This window comes from Streptomyces sp. NPDC046349 (assembly GCF_055587885.1).
On record NZ_JBVJFK010000004.1, the window covers coordinates 565074 to 583621 of the forward strand.

Consider the following 18548-nt stretch of genomic DNA (forward strand, 5'->3'; position numbering starts at 1 on the left):
CGGTATGCCCGGGGGTGTCCCGGCGGGGCCGGGTGGCCGCTCGGTGGCCGCTCGGAGCCGGTGCGGCAAGGCGCCGGAGGCCGGCCGGAGCCGGTGCGGCAAAGGCTCGGACGCCGGCCGGAGCCGGTCCGGCACGGCTCACAGGTCGCGGAAGAATTCCGACAGCTGCCGTGCGCACTCGTCGCCGAGCACCCCGCGCACCACTTCCGGCCGGTGGTTGAGCCTGCGGTCCCGTACGAGGTCCCACAGCGAGCCGGCGGCGCCGGCCTTCTCGTCGTCCGCGCCGTAGACGACCCGGGCGACCCGTGACTGCACGAGCGCTCCCGCACACATCACGCACGGCTCCAGGGTGACCACGAGGGTGCACCCCGGAAGCCGCCACTCCCCGAGTGCGGCGGCGGCCCTGCGCAGCGCCAGGACCTCGGCGTGCGCCGTGGGGTCGCCGCTCGCCTCGCGCTCGTTGTACCCGGTGGCGAGGATTTCCCCGTCCGGGCCCAGCACGACGGCGCCGACCGGCACGTCGCCGGCCGGCACCGCCCGGGCGGCCTCCTGGAGCGCCAGGCGCATGGAGGCCCGCCACGGGTCCCGTACGGGATCGACGGGATCGGTGGTGTTCGTGGTGAGCACTAGCGGACGGCCTCCAGGACCTCGGTGGCGCCGAGGGAATCGGCGATCTCCGAGAGCGCGTCCCCGTCCAGGGTCATCAGTTGCTTGTTGGTCACGCCGAGGTCGTCCAGCAGCCGGGGATCGCCGAGCGGACCGGCCGGTACCGGCTCCGAGCCGGCCCCGCGCTCCCCGTCCTCGTCGGCGTCCTCGTCCGTGAACGCGGCGATGGATTCCTCCTCGCCGTCCTCGGTGCCGTCCAGGTCCAGCTCGTCGAGTTCGTCGTCCTCCTCGTCGCTGCCCAGCAGCTCTTTGGTCAGCATCGAGCCGTAGGAGCTGCGGGCGGCCGCGGCGGCGTTCGACACGAAGTACCGCGGGTCCTCCTCGCCGTCCACGCGGACGACGCCGAACCAGGCGTCCTCCTGCTCGATGAGGGCGACCACCGTGTCGTCGTCGACAGCGGCGGAACGGGCGAGATCGATCAGATCACTGAGGGACTCGACATCGTCGAGTTCCATGTCGCTCGCTTCCCACCCGTCTTCGGTGCGCGCGAGCAGTGCGGCGAAATACACCGTGACTCTCCCACTGGTCTTAGGCGTGCCGGTTGGAGGTCCCCCCGGCCGGAGGTTGGAGCGGAACGGCCGTGCTGCTCGCCGCCCTGCCCCGCCCAATCGGCATCGTGGCAGAAACAGCGGCGTTGCGAGAGGTCTTCCGCGCTTGCGTCGTGCCGCGCCGTACCCCGCCGGGGCGGGTGCGGGGCCGTGGCGCCGGGGCGTTCCGGGGTGGCGGAGGCCGCACCGGTTGCCCGGCGGCCCGCTCGTGTCGCGCGGGGGCGCACCCGGTTCACGCCCGGATCACCAGCGGAAGGTGCGCATGCGCATCTGCTGGCGCATACGGGCCGCACGGGCCCGGCGGGGCTGTACCCGATCGCGCAGCGCGCGGGCCTCCATCAGGTCACGCAGGAACTGCGCGCGGCGTGCTCGGCGCTGCGCCGCGGTCTCCGGAGTGTCGTCGCTCGGCTGCGTGTCGGGCATCGGCCACCACCCTGGGCTGGTCGGTCGTTTCCCCCTGCACCCACCTTCCCCCGGACAGGGCGTTTGATGCCACCCCCCTGCAGGTCAGACGTCGTCCCCCAGGGTCGGGACGATCGCCACCGGGCCGTGCGCGTGGTGCAGTACGGCATGGGCCACCGAGCCGATCTGCAGGGACATGGCGGTGCGCCTGGGGTGGTGGCGGCCGACCACCACGAGGGCCGCCGACCGGGAGGCGTCGACCAGCCGGCCCGCCGGGTCGCCGGGGACGGCGGCCTGCTCGACGGGGACGTCCGGGTAGCGCGCGCGCAGCGGCTCCAGCCGCCGCGTCTGGGAGCGGAGCATCTCCCGCTCGGCCGGTACGCCGTCCCCCTCGTCGGCGAGGCCCTCCGGCGGGATCACCTCGAAGGGCCGGTCGATCACCAGGGCCGGTGCGGGCGGAACGGCGTACGCGGAGACCACCTGGACGGTGGTCCCCCGCACGGCCGCCTCCGCGAAGGCGAAGGACAGTACGTCGTCGGGCGTCTCGGCGGCGTGCAGCCCGAGGACGACGCGTCCGGCGGACTCCTGCGGGACGTTCGCCTCGGCGTTGCGCTCGGCGTGCGGGACCACCACGACAGGGCACGGCGCGGTCGACGCCACCGCCCTGCTGCTCGATCCGAGCAGCAGGCTGGCGAAGCCGCCGCGGCCCCGTGAGCCCATCACGAGCATCAGGGCCCCCGCCCCGATCACCCGCAGCGCCTCGGGGACGGACCCTTCCAGCGACTCGTACCGGACCCCGTCCGGCAGCGCGGAGCTTTCGCCGATCATGCTCCGGACCCAGTCGTGCACGGGGTCGGGGTACTCCGCGGGTTCGGAGGCGTCGTGCAGCGCCGCCCGGCGGCCCGCGTACAGCTGGGCGTGATCGGGCAGTACGTGGGCGATGAGGAGCCCGGTGCCGTGCCGCAGCGCGGCGCCCCGCGCCCACTGGAGGGCCTTGAGGCTGTGCTCGGACCCGTCGACGGCTGCGATCACCGGTGCGTTGCTCACCAGTCCAGCGTGCTGGGCGGTCGAGCGGGCCGCATCCGCAGGCCGTCGCGGGCGCGGCCGCCGCTCGGGACGCGAACGGGCCGCGTCAGCGCGTAGCCTTTTGGTTGCTGGTCGCGTCGTGCGACCGTTTTTGCTGGTCGCAGGCTGAGTTTTGGAGGATGTTGTGCGTTTGCAGGTCGTCGATCACCCCTTGGTGGCGCACAAACTCACCACCCTGCGCGACAAGCGCACCGATTCCGCCACTTTCCGGCGGCTGGCCGACGAGCTGGTGACCCTGCTCGCGTACGAGGCCACCCGTGACGTGCGCACCGAGCAGGCCGACATCGAGACGCCGGTCGCCCCGACCACGGGCGTGAAGCTCTCGGCTCCCCGGCCGCTGATCGTCCCGATCCTGCGGGCCGGCCTCGGCATGCTCGACGGCATGGTGCGGCTGCTGCCGACCGCCGAGGTGGGCTTCATGGGCATGGTCCGCAACGAGGAGACGCTGGAGGCCTCCACGTACGCGACCCGCATGCCGGAGGACCTCTCCGGACGCCAGGTCTACGTCGTGGACCCGATGCTCGCCACCGGCGGCACGCTCGTCGCGGCCATCCAGGAACTGATCAAGCGCGGCGCCGACGACGTCACGGCCGTGGTGCTGCTGGCCGCGCCCGAGGGCGTCGAGGTCATGGAGCGCGACCTGGCGGGCACGCCGGTGACGGTCGTGACGGCCGCGGTGGACGAGCGGCTCAACGAGCACGGCTACATCGTGCCGGGCCTGGGCGACGCCGGCGACCGGATGTACGGCTCGGCGGAGTAGTTCCGGGGAGGTCCGGCGGTCCGGAGGCCGGGCGGGCGGCCGGCGGACCACCGGTGCCGCAGGCCGCGTGCCCGGCAGTTCCTTCGCGGGCTCAGCAGTTCTTGGCGGGCGCGGGCGCGGGGTTGGCCAGCAGGGCCAGGGCCTTGTCCGCGTCCTCCTTCGTGCTGAGCTCCTTGAAGGCGTCGCCCAGGATCAGGTCGACGTCCGCGGTCTCACGGGTGTCGGTCTGCTGGGTGGTCCCGGGGAGCTGGGTGCCCAGAACCGCGAAGACGGCCTTGTCGGTCTTCGGGGAGCCCAGCAGTATCCCGGTGCCGGGGACCTTCTTGTCGAAGTCGGCCGGGGCGTTGCCGACGGTGCCGACGAGGAAGCCGCGTTTGGCGAGTTCGTCGCCGACGGCCTTGGCCAGGCCTGCGCGCGGGGTCGCGTTGTAGACGTTGACCGTGATCGTGCCGGGCTGGGGGAGCACGACCGCCGGCTGGGCGGGCGCGGACGCCGTGGCGGCGGCCGCGGGGGCGCCGCCCTTGGCGGCGGCTCCGGGTGACTTCGTCGGGCAGTCCTTGGCACCGGCTGCCGTGTTCCGCTTGGGGCCATCGCCCCGGAACACGCCGATGAGCTGCAGTGCCCCGTAGCCGACCAGGGCAAGCGCGAGGACCGAGCCGAGCACGGCGAGGACGATCCGACGTCGGCTCCGCTTACGGCTCATGCGGGGGTAGGCGGTCCCCGTGACGCGGTACTTTCCGCCCATGCCGGGGGGAGTGAGCATGCTCATGGGCGCAGCGTAGTGCGACCCGGTGGCGATGCCTACTAAATGATCTGCTGATAGGTCAATGGTGACCCGAAAGGCGCAATCTACGCGAAGCGTCAGTCCATCTCGAGGACGCGGGCGTGCAGCACCTGGCGCTGCTGCAGGGCCGCGCGCACGGCGCGGTGCAGGCCGTCCTCCAGATAGAGGTCGCCCTGCCACTTCACGACATGGGCGAAGAGGTCTCCGTAGAAGGTCGAGTCCTCGGCGAGCAGCGTTTCGAGGTCCAGCTGGCCCTTGGTCGTCACGAGCTGGTCGAGCCGGACCGGGCGCGGCGCGACGTCCGCCCACTGCCGGGTGGTTTCCCTGCCGTGGTCGGGGTACGGCCGCCCGCTTCCGATGCGCTTGAAGATCACACGGAAAGCCTACCGGGCCCGTGCCTGCGGGCGCAGCCTCGTACCGGCGGTGCAAAAGTAGCGAGCAGTGCCAATTGGGGAGTAATCCATGAGCGAGAGCACCGACGCCGCCGCTGCGGACCCGACCGGCCCGGCCGGGCGGATCGCCGCCGGGTACGCCTTCACCGGACCCGCCCTCGATCTGGGAGCCCTCCTCTGGGACGGCGCGTGCCTGCCCGACCGTCGGATCCGCATCCCCCTGTCCATGCTCAACCGGCACGGGCTGATCGCCGGTGCCACCGGCACCGGCAAGACCAAGACGCTCCAGCTCATCGCCGAGCAGCTGTCGGCGAACGGGGTCCCCGTCTTCCTGGCGGACATCAAGGGCGATGTCTCGGGGATCACCGCGCCCGGTACGCCCGGCGAGCGGATCGACGAGCGGGCCCGGGACGTGGCCCAGAGTTGGGAGCCCACCGGATTCCCGGGCGAGTTCTACTCGCTGGGCGGCATCGGGCCCGGCATCCCCGTCCGGTCGACCGTCACCGCCTTCGGCCCGGTGCTGATGTCGAAGGTGCTCCAGCTCAACCAGACCCAGGAGCAGTCCCTCGGCCTGATCTTCCACTACGCCGACACCAAGGGCCTGAAGCTGATCGACCTCAAGGACCTGCGCGCGGTCGTCGCCTTCCTCGTCTCCGATCGGGGGAAGGCGGAGCTCAAGGGCCTCGGCGGACTGTCCACGGCGACGGCAGGGGTGATTCTGCGGGCGCTGACCGCCTTCGAGACGCAGGGGGCCACGGAGTTCTTCGGCGAGCCCGAGTTCGACACGAGCGAGTTCCTGCGCACGGCCGCGGACGGCCGCGGAGTGGTGTCCGTACTGGAACTCCCCGCGGTCCGGGACAAGCCGCAGCTCTTCTCCACCTTCCTGATGTGGCTGCTGGCCGACCTCTACAACGACCTGCCCGAGGTCGGCGACCTGCAGAAGCCCAAGCTCGTCTTCTTCTTCGACGAGGCCCACCTGCTCTTCGGCGGGGCGTCGAAGGCCTTCCTGCAGTCGGTCATCCAGACCGTCCGGCTGATCCGCTCCAAGGGTGTCGGCGTCTTCTTCGTGACGCAGACCCCCAAGGACGTGCCGGCCGACGTGCTCGCCCAGCTCGGCAACCGCGTGCAGCACGCACTGCGCGCCTTCACCCCCGACGACGCCAAGGCGCTCAGGGCGACCGTGAAGACCTTCCCCCACTCCGCCTACGACCTGGAGGAGCTGCTCACCGGGCTGGGGACCGGCGAGGCCGTGGTCACCGTGCTCAGCGAGAACGGCGCCCCCACACCGGTCGCCGCGACCCGGCTGCGCGCCCCGCAGTCACTGATGGGGCCGATCCCCGTCGAAGAGCTGGATCGGGCCGTGAAGTCCTCGCTGCTCAGGCCGCGCTATGCGGAGCCGGTCGACCGCGAGTCGGCGTACGAGAGGATCAGCGCCGAGCAGGCCGCCGCGGAGGCGCAGGCCGAGGCCGCCGCAGCGGCGGCCTCGGCCGAGAAGCAGGCCGATGCGGCGGCGAAGGAGGCCGCGCGGGCTGCCGGGCGCGGCGCCCCGAAGGCGGAGCCCTCGCTGGCCGAGCAGGTGGTGGGCAGCGGGCTGTTCCGTTCGCTGGCCCGGTCGGTCGGCACGCAGTTGGGCCGGGAGATCTCACGCTCCGTCTTCGGGACGGCGCGCAGGCGCAGATGATGCGGTGACAGACTCGGGGCATGCGGACCGAACTCACCGACACCACGTCCAGCAAGGTCAACCGGGCCCTGCTCGCAGCACGACGGGCGATAGGCAGCCCCACCATGGGGCTGGTTCTGACGCTCGTCGTCGTCACCGACGAGGAGAACGCCTACGACGCCGTGCGCGCGGCCTCCGAGGCCTCGCGCGAGCACCCGTGCCGCATCATCGTGGTCATCAAGCGGGTCTCGCGCGGCCCGCACAAGCTCCGCGCGAGCCGGGTGGACGCCGAGCTGCGGGTCGGGTCGGACGCCGGGGCCGGGGAGCTCGTGCTGCTGCGCCTGCACGGGGCGCTGACCGAGCAGGCCGGGTCGGTCGTCCTGCCGCTCCTGGTGCCGGACGCGCCGGTGGTGGCGTGGTGGCCTGCCGACGCCCCCGGCGACCTGGCGGGCGACCCGCTGGGCGCGCTCGCGCAGCGCCGGATCACGGACGCGGCCGCCGCCGTCGACCCGGTGGGAGTCCTCGACCAGCGGGCCGCCGGCTACCAGCCCGGCGACACCGACCTGGCCTGGACCCGGCTCACGCCGTGGCGGGCCCTGCTGGCCGCGGCGCTGGACCAGAAGCCGCTGACAGTGAGCGGTGCGGCCGTGGAGAGCGAGCCCGACAACGCGAGCGCCGAGCTGCTGGCGCGCTGGCTGGAGGACCGCCTCCGGGTCCCGGTGGACCGGGTCGCGACGGGCGGCCCGGTCATCACGGGGGTGGTGCTGCGCACCGCGGGCGGGGACGTCCGGGTGGACCGGCCCGCGGGCGCGCTGGCCACCCTGACCCTGCCGGGGAGCCCCGACCGCAGGGTCGCCCTGAAGATCCGCAGCGGCGCCGAACTGATCGCGGAGGAACTGCGCCGCCTGGACGCGGACGTGGTCTACGGCTCCGCGCTGCGGCGGCGGCCGCTCCAGGCGGGGCTCTCGGCGTAGTGGTTGTCGTAGGTCGCCGAGCTGTCCTTGATGTCCTGCACGGTGGCCTCGCCCGCGTTGACCCGGCCGAGGAGCCGGTAGTAGTCGAAGCGGCCCATGCCGGGGGTGAAGCCGACGAAGACGCTCGCCGTGTGGCCGGCGGCGGGGGCGAAGGCGTGCTTCACGCCCGGCGGGATCGCGAGGAAGTCGCCGGTGCCCAGGGTCTGGATCTCGTCGCCGACGAGGACGTCGAGGCGTCCTGCGGTGACATGGAAGAACTCGGTGGCCTTGGTGTGGAAGTGCACCGGGGCGCCCGCCGCGCCCTCCTCGAAGGTGGCGGTGTTGCAGGTGAGCTCGGCGGTGTCGGTCAGCAGGGTGATGAGGCTGCCGGGGGCGTCCTGGACGGCCTCGGCGGTGGCGGCGCGGACCGCGATCTCTGTCATGGGTTCAATCTACGGTCCTGACCGACCGGCGGCAGGGGGCAACCAGGACCGCGTACGGCCGGTCGATCCGCGTCGGCTCCCCCGGCCTGACCAGGGACGGAGCGGCGACGGCCGAAACGGGTCAGGAGCCGCCCGCGGCCTTCGCGGCCTTGGCGGCGGCCTTCATCTCCTGCTTGTGCGCCCGCACCCTGGCCAGGGACTCCGGCCCGGTGATGTCGGCCGCCGAACGGTAGACGTTCGCCTGGCCGTAGCCGCCCGCGGCCTCCCGCCAGCCCGTCGGCCGCACCCCGAAGCGCTTGCCCAGCAGGGCGAGGAAGATCTGGGCCTTCTGCTCCCCGAAACCGGGCAGCGCCTTGAGGCGCCCCAGCAGTTCCTGCCCCGTCGGGGCGTCGGCCCAGACGGCCTCGGCGTTCCCGCCGTAGTGCTCCACCAGGAACGCGCACAGCTGCTGGATCCTCGTCGCCATCGACCCCGGGTACCGGTGCACGGCGGGCTTCTCCGAGAGCAGGGCCGCGAAGGCCTCCGGGTCGTACGAGGCGATGACGTGCGCGTCCAGGTCGTCGGAGCCCAGCCGCCGGGCGATCGTCCACGGCCCCGAGAACGCCCACTCCATCGGCACCTGCTGGTCCAGCAGCATTCCCACGAGCGCGGCGAGCGGGCTCCGTGCGAGCAGCGCGTCGGCGTCGGGCTGCTGTGCCAGCCGGATGGTGATGTCCTTGTCCATGGCTCCAGCGTCCCGCGCGGGCGCGCTCCCCGCGCGGTCACCACACCGCGCGCCTAGCGTGAGTACGACAGCGAGGAACGAGCCGAGGAGTCGATCGATCATGCTTGAGTTCCCCGAAGGCGCGCCGTGCTGGGTGGACGCGATGTTCAGGGACGTGGAGGGCGCCAAGACCTTCTACGGCGACGTGCTGGGCTGGACCTTCGGCGAGTCCAGCACCGAGTTCGGCAACTACACGCAGGCCTACTCGGACGGCAAGGCCGTCGCGGCCGTCGTACCGCCGATGCCCGGGATCGACGCCCCCTCGCAGTGGTGTCTGTACCTCGCCTCCCCCGACGCTGCCGCCACGGCCGGGAAGGTGACCGAGCACGGCGGCGAGGTCCTGATGGGCCCGATGCAGGTCGGACCCTTCGGCACGATGCTCATCGCGAAGGAGCCGAGCGGCGCCGTCTTCGGCGTCTGGCAGCCGGGCGAGCACAAGGGCTTCGAGAAGATGGGCGAGGCGGGCTCCTACGCCTGGGCGGAGGTCTTCACCCGGGAGCCGGCCAAGCCGGACGCCTTCCTGACGAAGGTCTTCCCGTACAGCGCCGAGCGGATGGACCCGGGGGACGACCCCGAGCCGGCCGACATGGACTTCAAGGTCTTCAGCGCCGGCGAGCCGCGGCGGCCGGTGCTCGGCCGGATGAAGATGGACGACGACTTCCCGCCGGAGGTGCCGCCGTACATCCAGGTCTACTTCGGGGTCCCGGACTGCGACGAGGCGGTGTCGAAGACCCAGAAGCACGGCGGGAAGCTGCACTTCGGCCCGATGGACAGCCCCTTCGGCCGGTTCGCGGCGGTCTCCGACCCGCAGGGCGCGGCCTTCGCGGTGATCGACATGTCGACGACGGTCGGCGAGATGCCGGACTTCGTCTGACCCCGCCCACGGGCCGTGCCGGGCCGTGCCGGGCCGTTCCGGGCCGTGACGCCGTGGGCCCGGCACACCGCGCTTCCGATGCGCTTCCCGGTATGCCGCTCCGCTCCGCCTTCCGATCCGCCTCTCCCGGTACGTGCCGGTGACCGACGACGCGGTGTGCTCGGATACCGCTGGGCCTCCGGGACCGAACCCGAGCCCGGGGGCGAGTTTCGAGCCCTCGCCCTCGCCGACGAGAGGTAGCGGACCGCTTGCCGGCTGGACCGCCTGCGCTCCGCCTTCGATGGGGGACGCCGCCTTGCCGGGCCGAACGACGAAGGACCCGACCGCTGAGCGGTCGGGTCCTTCGTCTGCCCTGATGGGCCGGTGCGGAGGATACGAGATTCGAACTCGTGAGGGGTTGCCCCCAACACGCTTTCCAAGCGTGCGCCCTAGGCCTCTAGGCGAATCCTCCGCCGCAAACAATACAAGACGCGGAGGGGTGCTCGCGAACGTGATCGTTCGCAGGGGATCCCGCGAGGGCGGTTCGGGGGTGCAGGTGGGGGCGGGGTCGATTCCGGGGGTGCGGATCCGCTAGGGTGGGGCCAGCCCCTCACGTGGCGCTATCTCACCCAACTCCCCCAGGGCCGGAAGGCAGCAAGGGTAAGTGGGCTCTGGCGGGTGCGTGGGGGGCGCTTTGCGTTCCGGGGGCCGTCGTGGTGCCGGAGGGCCGCTGTTGTCGGTGGGCCCGGATAACCTCGTAGACGTGTCGTCCCTTGCGCTGTACCGCCGCTACCGCCCCGAGTCGTTCGCCGAGGTCATCGGTCAGGAGCATGTCACTGCACCCCTGATGCAGGCCTTGCGGAACAACCGGGTCAATCACGCGTACCTGTTCAGCGGGCCGCGCGGGTGTGGAAAGACCACCAGCGCGCGCATCCTCGCCCGGTGCCTGAACTGTGAGCAGGGTCCCACTCCGACGCCCTGCGGGGAGTGCCAGTCCTGCCGCGACCTCGCCAGGAACGGGCCGGGCTCCATCGACGTCATCGAGATCGACGCCGCCTCGCACGGCGGTGTGGACGACGCCCGCGACCTGCGCGAGAAGGCCTTCTTCGGCCCCGCGTCCAGCCGCTACAAGATCTACATCATCGACGAGGCCCACATGGTCACCTCGGCGGGCTTCAACGCCCTGCTGAAGGTGGTCGAGGAGCCGCCGGAGCACCTCAAGTTCATCTTCGCCACCACCGAGCCGGAGAAGGTCATCGGGACCATCCGGTCCCGGACGCACCACTACCCCTTCCGTCTGGTTCCGCCGGGCACCCTGCGGGACTACCTGGGCGAGGTCTGCGGACGCGAGGGCGCCCAGGTGGAGGACGGCGTGCTGCCGCTCGTCGTGCGTGCCGGAGCCGGCTCCGTGCGTGACTCGATGTCCGTCATGGACCAGCTCCTCGCCGGCGCAGGCGAGGAGGGTGTGACGTATGCCATGGCCACTTCGCTCCTCGGCTACACCGAGGGCTCGCTCCTGGACTCCGTCGTCGACGCCTTCGCGTCCGGGGACGGCGCAGCCGCCTTCGAGGTCGTCGACCGGGTCGTCGAGGGCGGGAACGACCCGCGCCGGTTCGTCGCCGACCTGCTGGAACGGCTGCGCGACCTGGTCATCCTCGCCGCCGTGCCCGACGCCGGGGAGAAGGGGCTGATCGACGCCCCCGCCGATGTCGTGGAGCGGATGCAGGCCCAGGCGTCGGTGTTCGGTGCCGCCGAGCTCTCGCGCGCCGCCGACCTGGTCAACGCGGGCCTCACCGAGATGCGGGGGGCGACCTCGCCGCGGCTCCAGCTGGAGCTGATCTGCGCCCGCGTGCTGCTCCCCGCCGCCTTCGACGACGAGAGGTCCTTCCAGGCCCGGCTGGACCGCCTGGAGCGCAGCGGGGCCGCCGCCTTCGCCGCAGGGCCGCCCGCCATGGGCTACGTGCCCGGGCCCGAGGCGCACGCCATGGCTCCCGCCGGCCCGGCCGGGGGCCCCGCCGCCGCGCGGGCCGCCGCCCGCACGCCGGCTCCGGCTCCCGTCGCGCCGGTCACCGCCCCCGTACAGGCCCCCGCGCCGGTCACCCCTCCCGCACAGGCCCCCGCGCCCGTGCAGCCGGAAGCCGCGCCTGCCGTCGCACCCGTGCAGGCCGCGCCCGTCCGGTCCGCGCCGGGTGCGTGGCCCGGGGCCGCGCAGCCCGGCAGCGGTGCCCCGGCCGCCCGGCCCGCCGCCGGCCCCGCCCCCGGTGCCTGGCCCAGCGCGGCCGCTCCCGGCCAGGGCGCGTCGGCACCCGCGCACGTTCCGGCCACCCCGGCGCCCGCAGCCCCGGCGGCCGCGGCCGCCGCGCCCGCACCCTCTCCCGGCATGGCCGCCGGCGCCGGACAGGTCCAGGCGATGTGGCCGGGCGTCTTGGAGGCCGTCAAGAACCGCCGTCGCTTCACCTGGATCCTGCTCAGCCAGAACGCCCAGGTCACCGGCTTCGACGGGACGACCCTCCAGCTGGGCTTCCCCAACGCCGGAGCCCGCGACAACTTCGCCAGCAGCGGCAGCGAGGACGTGCTCAAGGCGGTCCTGGCCGAGCAGTTCCAGGTCAACTGGAAGATCGACGCCGTCGTGGGCGGCGGGGGCCCGGCGCCGGCGTCCGCCCCCGGTTCGTCGTACGGCGCGCCGTACGCGCCCGCCCCGGCCCCCAGCCCTCCGCCCCCTCCGCAGCAGCATGCCCCTGCCCCCCAGGTCTCGACGGCTCCGACGCAGCAGCCGTCCCAGCAACCCCAGCAGCCCCAGCAGTCGGTCTCCGCGCCGCAGCCTCCCGTACAGCAGGCGCCCCCGCCGGTCGCGCCCGAGGACGACTTCGCGGAGGACGACGACCCCGACCTCGTCGAGAGCGCGCTGACCGGACACGACCTGATCGTGCGCGAGCTCGGAGCCACCGTTGTGGAGGAATACACAAACGAGTAGGCCGTCCCAGTTGGGTGGCCGCACGAAGCCGGCGCCGCCGTCCGGGCTAGGCTGAGCAGCGTGAAGGTCCTCGTCATCGGCGGCGGCGCCCGCGAACACGCCCTGTGCCGCTCTCTGTCCCTCGACCCCGCCGTCTCCGCCCTGTACTGCGCGCCCGGCAACGCCGGGATCGCCGACGTGGCCACGCTGCGCCCGGTCGACGCCCTCGACGGCGACGCCGTCGCCACTCTCGCCACCGATCTGGCCGCCGACCTGGTCGTCGTCGGCCCGGAGGCCCCGCTGGTCGCCGGCGTCGCCGACGCCGTGCGCGCCGCCGGGATCCCCGTCTTCGGGCCGTCCGCCGAGGCGGCGCAGCTCGAAGGCTCCAAGGCCTTCGCGAAGGACGTGATGGCCGCGGCCGGGGTCCCGACCGCCCGCAGCTACGTCTGCACCACCCCCGAAGAGGTGGACGCGGCCCTCGACGCCTTCGGCGCCCCGTACGTCGTCAAGGACGACGGTCTCGCGGCCGGCAAGGGCGTGGTGGTCACCGACGACCTGGCCGCCGCCCGCGCGCACGCGCTCGCCTGCGACCGCGTGGTCATCGAGGAGTACCTCGACGGCCCGGAGGTCTCCCTCTTCGCCATCACCGACGGCGTGACCGTGGTCCCGCTCCAGCCCGCGCAGGACTTCAAGCGCGCCCTGGACGGCGACCGGGGCCCCAACACCGGCGGCATGGGCGCCTACTCCCCGCTGCCCTGGGCCGACCCGAAGCTGGTCGACGAGGTCATGGAACTGGTCCTCCAGCCGACCGTCGACGAGCTGCGCCGCCGCGGCACCCCCTTCTCGGGGCTGCTCTACGCCGGCCTCGCGATCACCGGTCGCGGTACCCGGGTCATCGAGTTCAACGCCCGGTTCGGCGACCCCGAGACCCAGGTGGTCCTAGCCCGGCTGCGCACCCCGCTCGCGGGCGTCCTGCTGAACGCCGCGAACGGGACCCTGGACACCCTGCCCCCGCTCGTGTGGCGCGAGGACGCGGCGGTCACGGTGGTCATCGCCTCGCACAACTACCCCGAGACCCCCCGCACCGGTGACCGGATCGAGGGCCTGCTCGAGGTGGCCGCCGAGGACGAGCCCCATGCCTACGTGCTGCACGCCGGGACCCGGCGCGAGGGCGACGCCGTCGTCAGCGCGGGTGGTCGCGTGCTGTCGGTGACGGCGACCGGTTCCGATCTGGCGCAGGCCCGTGAGAGGGCGTATACGGCGGTGGCGCGCATCCGGCTGGACGGCTCGCAGCACCGTACGGACATCGCCGCCAAGGCGGCCGGCCTCGGCTGACCAGCGGCTCCGCAGGGCCGCGGGCCCGGTGCGCAGGTCCTGCGCCCGGGCCCGCGGGCGTGTCCGCGTGCGACTGCATCCGGCCTCGTTCGAACGCACCCAGCTTTACCCAAAGCCATTCCATCGGGTGATCGTCACCTCGTCTGCCTGACGACCGGGCGCGCCCCAACTAGGGTGCGGCGCAAGCATTCCGGCACTTGGCCCACCGACCTTGCGATGTCAGTGGCGGGTGTCACAGTGGGGGAGTGAGCAACGCAGCCGCAGGGCAGAGGGGGTGAGACCGGCCGTGTCCGGAATCGGTTCGATCATGGAAGCGGGCGTTCCGTCCGCGCGGTCCCGCGCCTTGGCCGTCCTGCGCGTGCGCAGCCGGGCCCTGGCCGTCGCGCTGCTGCCCGCCGCCCTCGCGGTGGTGCTGGTGGCCGCCCGGGCGACGGGCCGGCTGGCCGGGGAGCCCTGGGGCACGGTGACGCTCGTGGTCTGCGCGGTCGCGGCGCTGGTGCTGCTCCTCGGCGGGATCTTCGCCGCGGTGGTGCTGCGGTCGAGGCCGGCGGTGACGCCGACGGTGCCGCTGCCGGAGGCGGCCGCCCCCGACCTCTACCGGCTGGTGCGGGACCTGGCCGACCGGATGGACGTGCCGCCGCCCTCCGCGATAGCCCTGACGCCGGACTGCGACAGCTGGCTGGAGGACCGCGCCCATGCGGCCCACCGCCGGGGCGGCATAGCCGGCGGCCCCCAGTCCGCGCCCGGTGCGGCCCCGGTGCTGGTGATCGGCTCGCCGTTCCTGTGGTGGATGCGGGTCGCGGAACTGCGGGCGGTGCTGGCGCCGGTCGTCGCCGGTACGGGCCCTTCCGCCCACCCGGACATAGCCGACGCGCGAGGCTTCGTACGGGGCCTGGACGCGGCCGTGGACGTGGGTGGCCGCCGAGGCCTCGGCTGGATCGCGGCGCCGGCCCGGCTGCTGCTGAGGCTGTGCCGGACGGACGCCGCCGAGATGGAGCGGGGGGTGGCCGCCGCCGCGTCGGACCGTGCACAGGGTGTGGACTACGGGCTGCGCATCGTCGCCCAGGAGCAGGTCGGCCTCGCCTATGCGGGCTGGGACCGGCTGCTGACCCGGGTGGCCCTGCCCGCCTGGCGGATGGGCCGCTGGCCCGCGCACCTGGACGCCGGGGTGGTCTCGGCGCTGACCGAGCTGTCGCGGCGGGACCGGCTGGCCGAGGGCTTCACCTCGCGGCTCGGCGAGCGGCCCGCCTGTGATCTGCTGGAGCAGCCCGGCGTGATCGACGAGGCGACCTCGCTGCTGGCCGCGCGGCTGTTCCACGGAGGTCCGGCCGAGTCCGGGCCCGACTGGTCGCCGGTGGAGTGGGCGGCATATCCGGAAGAGGTCGTGGACCGCAAGTGGCGGGCGGAGGCCGCCCGCCTGCACGCGGCCCTCGACGCGCTCGCGGGTCCCGCGGGACTGCCCGCCGGGGCGGCCGGACCCGCCGCGTCCGCCGACTCGGTGGGCCCTGCCGGGGCCGGTTCTGCCGCCCCCGCCGCCTCGGTGGCTCCCGCTGCCACCGCTGCCGGCGCCTCCGCCTCACCTGCCCCGTCCGGGCCCTCCGGTGCGGCGGGGTCCGCGACGATCGCAGCCGCCGACGCGGCGCTCCCCGCCGCGGACGGCTTCGTCGGGCCCACATTGGAGCGGGTGCTGGGCTGTCTCACCGGTGCCGCGGGTGAGGGAGCGCTCGGCGAGGCCCTGGCCGGCCGGCTCAGCGCCGATCTGGCCCGTGAGGAGCGGGCCGCGGGTACGGCCGGGGGGGCCGGGAAGGCACGCGGCGCGGACGCCGTACCGCTGTTCCCGCTCCAGCCGCCGCGCAGCGGCCGGGACCTGCTGGCCGACCACGTGACGGCGATGGTGTGCTGCGCGGCGGTGGACTCGGCCGGGGCCGCGCCCGGGATGGACTGGCTCGACGGACCGGTCCTGCTGGTCGGCGGCGACCGCCGGGCCGATCTGGCCCCCCGCGTGCTCTGCCTGGTCGAGGACGGCGACCCGGAGCCTCTGCGGGACTGGCTGTCGGCCCTCGGCGTCCGCACGGAGAAGCCCGTCCGTCTCGTCTGAGACACACCTGCGTCCGGTCCCCGGACGGGCGACGGATCGCACACGCAAGCGGACGCCAATGTTCCGGTCTCGTCAATTCGCGACGAACGGTGACGGACTGCGTGCGTTATGTGATGTGCTGGGACCGGTCGCGGCTGGATGCTCCCGAGGCGGATGCCCTGGAAGCGCCGAACCGGCGCAAGGGGCGCCGCGCACCGAGGCGATGCATGCCGGCCGGGGGAGCGAGGGAGGGGAGCGGTCATGGGCACGGACCAGATCCGGCGTTGGGAGTCGGGCGCGCTCGCGCACGCGGTGAACGACCCCTTCGGGCAGGGCCCCCTGCCCTGGTTCCGGGGCAGCGAGCTCTACTTCGACGACACCGGCCAGGTCGTCCCCTGGTACGTGGACCCGGCCGCCGCGGCCGCCGGCACCGGCCAGATCCCCCGGGCCCGCGGCAACGGCGGCCCCCGCACGGCCGACGACGTGCACCGCCAGATCAAGGGCTTCGCCTCCACCGGCGCCGTCGCCCCGGGCGAGGCCATCGACTTCCACATCACCGTCGACCCGCCCCAGCAGTTCTCCGTGGACGTCTACCGGATCGGCCACTACGGCGGCGACGGCGCCTCGAAGATCACCACCAGCCCCCGCCTCTCCGGCATCGTCCAGCCGGCCCCCCTCGCCGCCGACCGCACCGTCTCCTGCCACCACTGGTGGCTCTCCTGGCGCCTCCAGGTCCCGTCCTACTGGAGCGTCGGCGCGTACGTCGCCGTCCTCACCACCGTCGACGGCTACCGCTCCCACATCCCCTTCACGGTCCGCGACGACCACCCCGCCGACCTGCTGCTCCTGCTCCCCGACATCACCTGGCAGGCCTACAACCTCTACCCGGAGGACGGCCGGACGGGCGCCAGCCTCTACCACGCCTGGGACGAGGCGGGCCGGCTCCTCGGCGAGCAGGACGCGGCCGTCACCGTCTCCTTCGACCGGCCCTACGCGGGCGCCGGCCTGCCCCTCCACGTCGGCCACGCCTACGACTTCATCCGCTGGGCCGAGCGCTACGGCTACGACATCGCCTACGCCGACACCCGGGACCTGCATGCCGGCCGCGTCGACCCCGCCCGCTACCGCGGCCTGGTCTTCCCCGGCCACGACGAGTACTGGTCGGCGCCGATGCGCCGCACCGTCGAGCGGGCACGCAACCACGGGACCTCGCTCGTCTTCCTCTCCGCCAACACCATGTACTGGCAGGTCGAGCTCGGCCCCTCCCCCTCCGGGGTCGCCGACCGGCTGCTCACCTGCCGAAAACGCCGCGGACCGGGCCGCCCCAGCCTCTGGCGCGAGGTCGACCGCCCGGAGCAGCAACTGCTCGGCATCCAGTACGCGGGCCGGGTCCCCGAGCCCGCGCCGATGATCGTCCGCAACGCCACGCACTGGCTGTGGGGCTCCACCGGCGCCGGCGAGAACGACGAACTGCCCGGCCTGGTCGCCGGCGAGGCCGACCGGTACTTCCCGCGCACCCAGCTCCCCGAGCACCAGGACCGGATCCTGCTCGCGCACTCCCCGTACCTCGACAGCGAGGGGCAGCGCCGCCACCAGGAGACCTCGCTCTACAGGGCGCCGAGCGGGGCGCTGGTCTTCGCCTCCGGCACGTTCGCCTGGTCCCCGGCCCTCGACCGCCCCGGCCACGTCGACGAGCGCGTGCAGCGGGCCACGGCCAACCTCCTCGACCGGATCTGCAAGCACGACTGACACGGACGCGCACGGCCGGCCCACCCCTGTCCCCGGGAGGGCGGGCCGGTGCGCGAGAATCGGAGTGCGCTTCATACAGAACCACAGGGAGACCCCGTGTCCGGATTCGTCGAAAAGCCCGAGCCGGTTCAGGTTCCGGGCCTCGTCCACCTCCACACCGGCAAGGTGCGCGACCTCTACCAGGACGAGGACGGCCGCCTCGTCATGGTCGCCAGCGACCGCATCTCCGCCTTCGACTGGGTGCTGCCCACGGAGATCCCGGACAAGGGGCGCGTCCTGACCCAGCTCTCCCTGTGGTGGTTCGACCAGCTCGCGGACCTCGTCCCGAACCACGTCATCTCCACCGACCTGCCCGCCGGCGCCCCCGCCGACTGGTCCGGTCGCACGCTGATCTGCAAGAACCTCGACATGGTCCCGGTGGAGTGCGTCGCCCGCGGCTACCTCACCGGCTCGGGCCTCGCCGAGTACAAGCAGACCCGCACGGTCTGCGGACTGGGCCTGCCCGAGGGCCTCGTGGACGGCTCCGAGCTGCCCGGCCCGATCTTCACCCCGGCCGCCAAGGCCGAGGTCGGCGAGCACGACGAGAACGTCTCCTACGAGGAGGTCGCGCGCACCACCGGCGCCGAGACGGCCGCGCTGCTGCGCCAGACCACCCTCGCCGTGTACAGCCGCGCCCGGGACATCGCCCGCGAGCGCGGGATCATCCTGGCCGACACCAAGTTCGAGTTCGGCTTCGACCCGAAGGACCACACCCTGGTCGCCGCGGACGAGGTACTGACCCCGGACTCCTCCCGCTTCTGGCCGGCCGACCAGTGGGAGCCGGGCCGTTCGCAGCCCTCCTTCGACAAGCAGTACGTCCGCGACTGGCTGACCTCCGCGGCCTCCGGCTGGGACCCGAAGGGCGAACTGCCGCCTCCGGCCCTCCCGACGCAGGTCGTCGCGCAGACCCGCGCGAAGTACATCGAGGCGTACGAGCGCCTGACCGGCCTGGACTGGTCCTAGGAAACGAAGAAGCCCCGGTCCGAGGACCGGGGCTTCTTCCTTGCAGAGCGGACAACGCGACTCGAACGCGCGACATCCACCTTGGCAAGGTGGTGCTCTACCAACTGAGCTATGTCCGCAAG

Annotated in this window: 17 protein-coding genes, 2 tRNA genes and 1 other RNA gene; 10 read left to right on the forward strand and 10 right to left on the reverse strand. The window is 73.4% G+C overall.

The window, feature by feature from the left end; translation table 11 throughout:
* Positions 1–138 precede the first annotated feature (138 nt).
* From tadA to ACZ6JS_RS12650, 4 genes are all read right to left on the reverse strand, one after another.
* Complete coding sequence (gene tadA / locus ACZ6JS_RS12635; RefSeq protein WP_469297673.1) at positions 139–567, reverse strand: tRNA adenosine(34) deaminase TadA; 429 nt, start codon at positions 565–567, stop codon at positions 139–141.
* A 59-nt stretch (positions 568–626) separates the two neighbouring features.
* Positions 627–1175 carry a tRNA adenosine deaminase-associated protein gene (locus ACZ6JS_RS12640; RefSeq protein WP_030839634.1) on the reverse strand — a complete coding sequence of 183 codons (549 nt, stop codon included), beginning with the start codon at positions 1173–1175 and terminating at the stop codon, positions 627–629.
* A 282-nt stretch (positions 1176–1457) separates the two neighbouring features.
* Entirely contained in the window at positions 1458–1637 is a 180-nt protein-coding gene (locus tag ACZ6JS_RS12645) for a hypothetical protein (RefSeq protein ID WP_030647083.1), read from the reverse strand.
* Positions 1638–1721: 84 nt separating this feature from the next.
* Positions 1722–2663 carry a universal stress protein gene (locus ACZ6JS_RS12650; protein WP_469297606.1) on the reverse strand — a complete coding sequence of 314 codons (942 nt, stop codon included), beginning with the start codon at positions 2661–2663 and terminating at the stop codon, positions 1722–1724.
* Positions 2664–2826: 163 nt separating this feature from the next.
* Between ACZ6JS_RS12650 and upp the strand changes: the two genes are divergently transcribed.
* Complete coding sequence (gene upp, locus ACZ6JS_RS12655) at positions 2827–3462, forward strand: uracil phosphoribosyltransferase (RefSeq protein WP_030647077.1); 636 nt, start codon at positions 2827–2829, stop codon at positions 3460–3462.
* A gap of 91 nt (positions 3463–3553) precedes the next feature.
* On the opposite strand, the gene ACZ6JS_RS12660 is transcribed toward upp, so the two are convergent.
* Positions 3554–4231: a LytR C-terminal domain-containing protein gene (locus ACZ6JS_RS12660; RefSeq protein ID WP_469297607.1), complete on the reverse strand. Its 678-nt coding sequence runs from the start codon at positions 4229–4231 to the stop codon at positions 3554–3556.
* Between the two features lie 92 nt (positions 4232–4323).
* On the reverse strand, positions 4324–4620 hold the full coding sequence (locus ACZ6JS_RS12665) for a type II toxin-antitoxin system VapB family antitoxin (protein WP_008740979.1): 297 nt from the start codon (positions 4618–4620) through the stop codon (positions 4324–4326).
* An 88-nt stretch (positions 4621–4708) separates the two neighbouring features.
* Between ACZ6JS_RS12665 and ACZ6JS_RS12670 the strand changes: the two genes are divergently transcribed.
* Both ACZ6JS_RS12670 and opcA read left to right on the forward strand, forming a co-directional pair.
* Entirely contained in the window at positions 4709–6319 is a 1611-nt protein-coding gene (locus ACZ6JS_RS12670; protein WP_469297608.1) for a helicase HerA-like domain-containing protein, read from the forward strand.
* A 20-nt stretch (positions 6320–6339) separates the two neighbouring features.
* Positions 6340–7272 carry a glucose-6-phosphate dehydrogenase assembly protein OpcA gene (gene opcA / locus ACZ6JS_RS12675; protein WP_469297609.1) on the forward strand — a complete coding sequence of 311 codons (933 nt, stop codon included), beginning with the start codon at positions 6340–6342 and terminating at the stop codon, positions 7270–7272.
* On the opposite strand, the gene ACZ6JS_RS12680 is transcribed toward opcA, so the two are convergent.
* A complete protein-coding gene (locus tag ACZ6JS_RS12680) occupies positions 7221–7694 on the reverse strand; it encodes a cupin domain-containing protein (RefSeq protein WP_469297610.1) in 474 nt (157 codons plus the stop codon). The two genes, opcA and ACZ6JS_RS12680, sit on opposite strands and share 52 nt — an antisense overlap.
* Before the next feature lie 121 nt (positions 7695–7815).
* Positions 7816–8418, reverse strand: coding sequence for an HhH-GPD-type base excision DNA repair protein (locus tag ACZ6JS_RS12685; RefSeq protein ID WP_469297611.1), 603 nt, complete (start codon positions 8416–8418; stop codon positions 7816–7818).
* A gap of 100 nt (positions 8419–8518) precedes the next feature.
* On the opposite strand from ACZ6JS_RS12685, the gene ACZ6JS_RS12690 reads away from it, so the two are divergent.
* Positions 8519–9331, forward strand: coding sequence for a VOC family protein (locus ACZ6JS_RS12690; RefSeq protein ID WP_469297612.1), 813 nt, complete (start codon positions 8519–8521; stop codon positions 9329–9331).
* A 366-nt stretch (positions 9332–9697) separates the two neighbouring features.
* Here ACZ6JS_RS12690 and ACZ6JS_RS12695 read toward each other — a convergent pair.
* A tRNA-Ser gene (locus ACZ6JS_RS12695) sits at positions 9698–9782 on the reverse strand.
* 129 nt (positions 9783–9911) lie between these two features.
* Here ACZ6JS_RS12695 and ffs point away from each other — a divergent pair.
* From ffs to ACZ6JS_RS12725, 6 genes are all read left to right on the forward strand, one after another.
* Positions 9912–10010, forward strand: an RNA gene (gene ffs, locus ACZ6JS_RS12700) — signal recognition particle sRNA small type.
* Between the two features lie 63 nt (positions 10011–10073).
* Positions 10074–12284 carry a DNA polymerase III subunit gamma and tau gene (locus ACZ6JS_RS12705; RefSeq protein WP_469297613.1) on the forward strand — a complete coding sequence of 737 codons (2211 nt, stop codon included), beginning with the start codon at positions 10074–10076 and terminating at the stop codon, positions 12282–12284.
* Between the two features lie 60 nt (positions 12285–12344).
* Positions 12345–13598, forward strand: coding sequence for a phosphoribosylamine--glycine ligase (gene purD, locus ACZ6JS_RS12710; RefSeq protein WP_469297614.1), 1254 nt, complete (start codon positions 12345–12347; stop codon positions 13596–13598).
* A gap of 286 nt (positions 13599–13884) precedes the next feature.
* Complete coding sequence (locus ACZ6JS_RS12715) at positions 13885–15696, forward strand: M48 family metalloprotease (RefSeq protein ID WP_469297615.1); 1812 nt, start codon at positions 13885–13887, stop codon at positions 15694–15696.
* Positions 15697–15936: 240 nt separating this feature from the next.
* A complete protein-coding gene (locus ACZ6JS_RS12720) occupies positions 15937–17424 on the forward strand; it encodes a N,N-dimethylformamidase beta subunit family domain-containing protein (protein WP_469297616.1) in 1488 nt (495 codons plus the stop codon).
* 96 nt (positions 17425–17520) lie between these two features.
* Entirely contained in the window at positions 17521–18426 is a 906-nt protein-coding gene (locus ACZ6JS_RS12725; RefSeq protein ID WP_469297617.1) for a phosphoribosylaminoimidazolesuccinocarboxamide synthase, read from the forward strand.
* Between the two features lie 46 nt (positions 18427–18472).
* On the opposite strand, the gene ACZ6JS_RS12730 is transcribed toward ACZ6JS_RS12725, so the two are convergent.
* Positions 18473–18545, reverse strand: a tRNA-Gly gene (locus ACZ6JS_RS12730).
* Positions 18546–18548 lie beyond the last annotated feature (3 nt).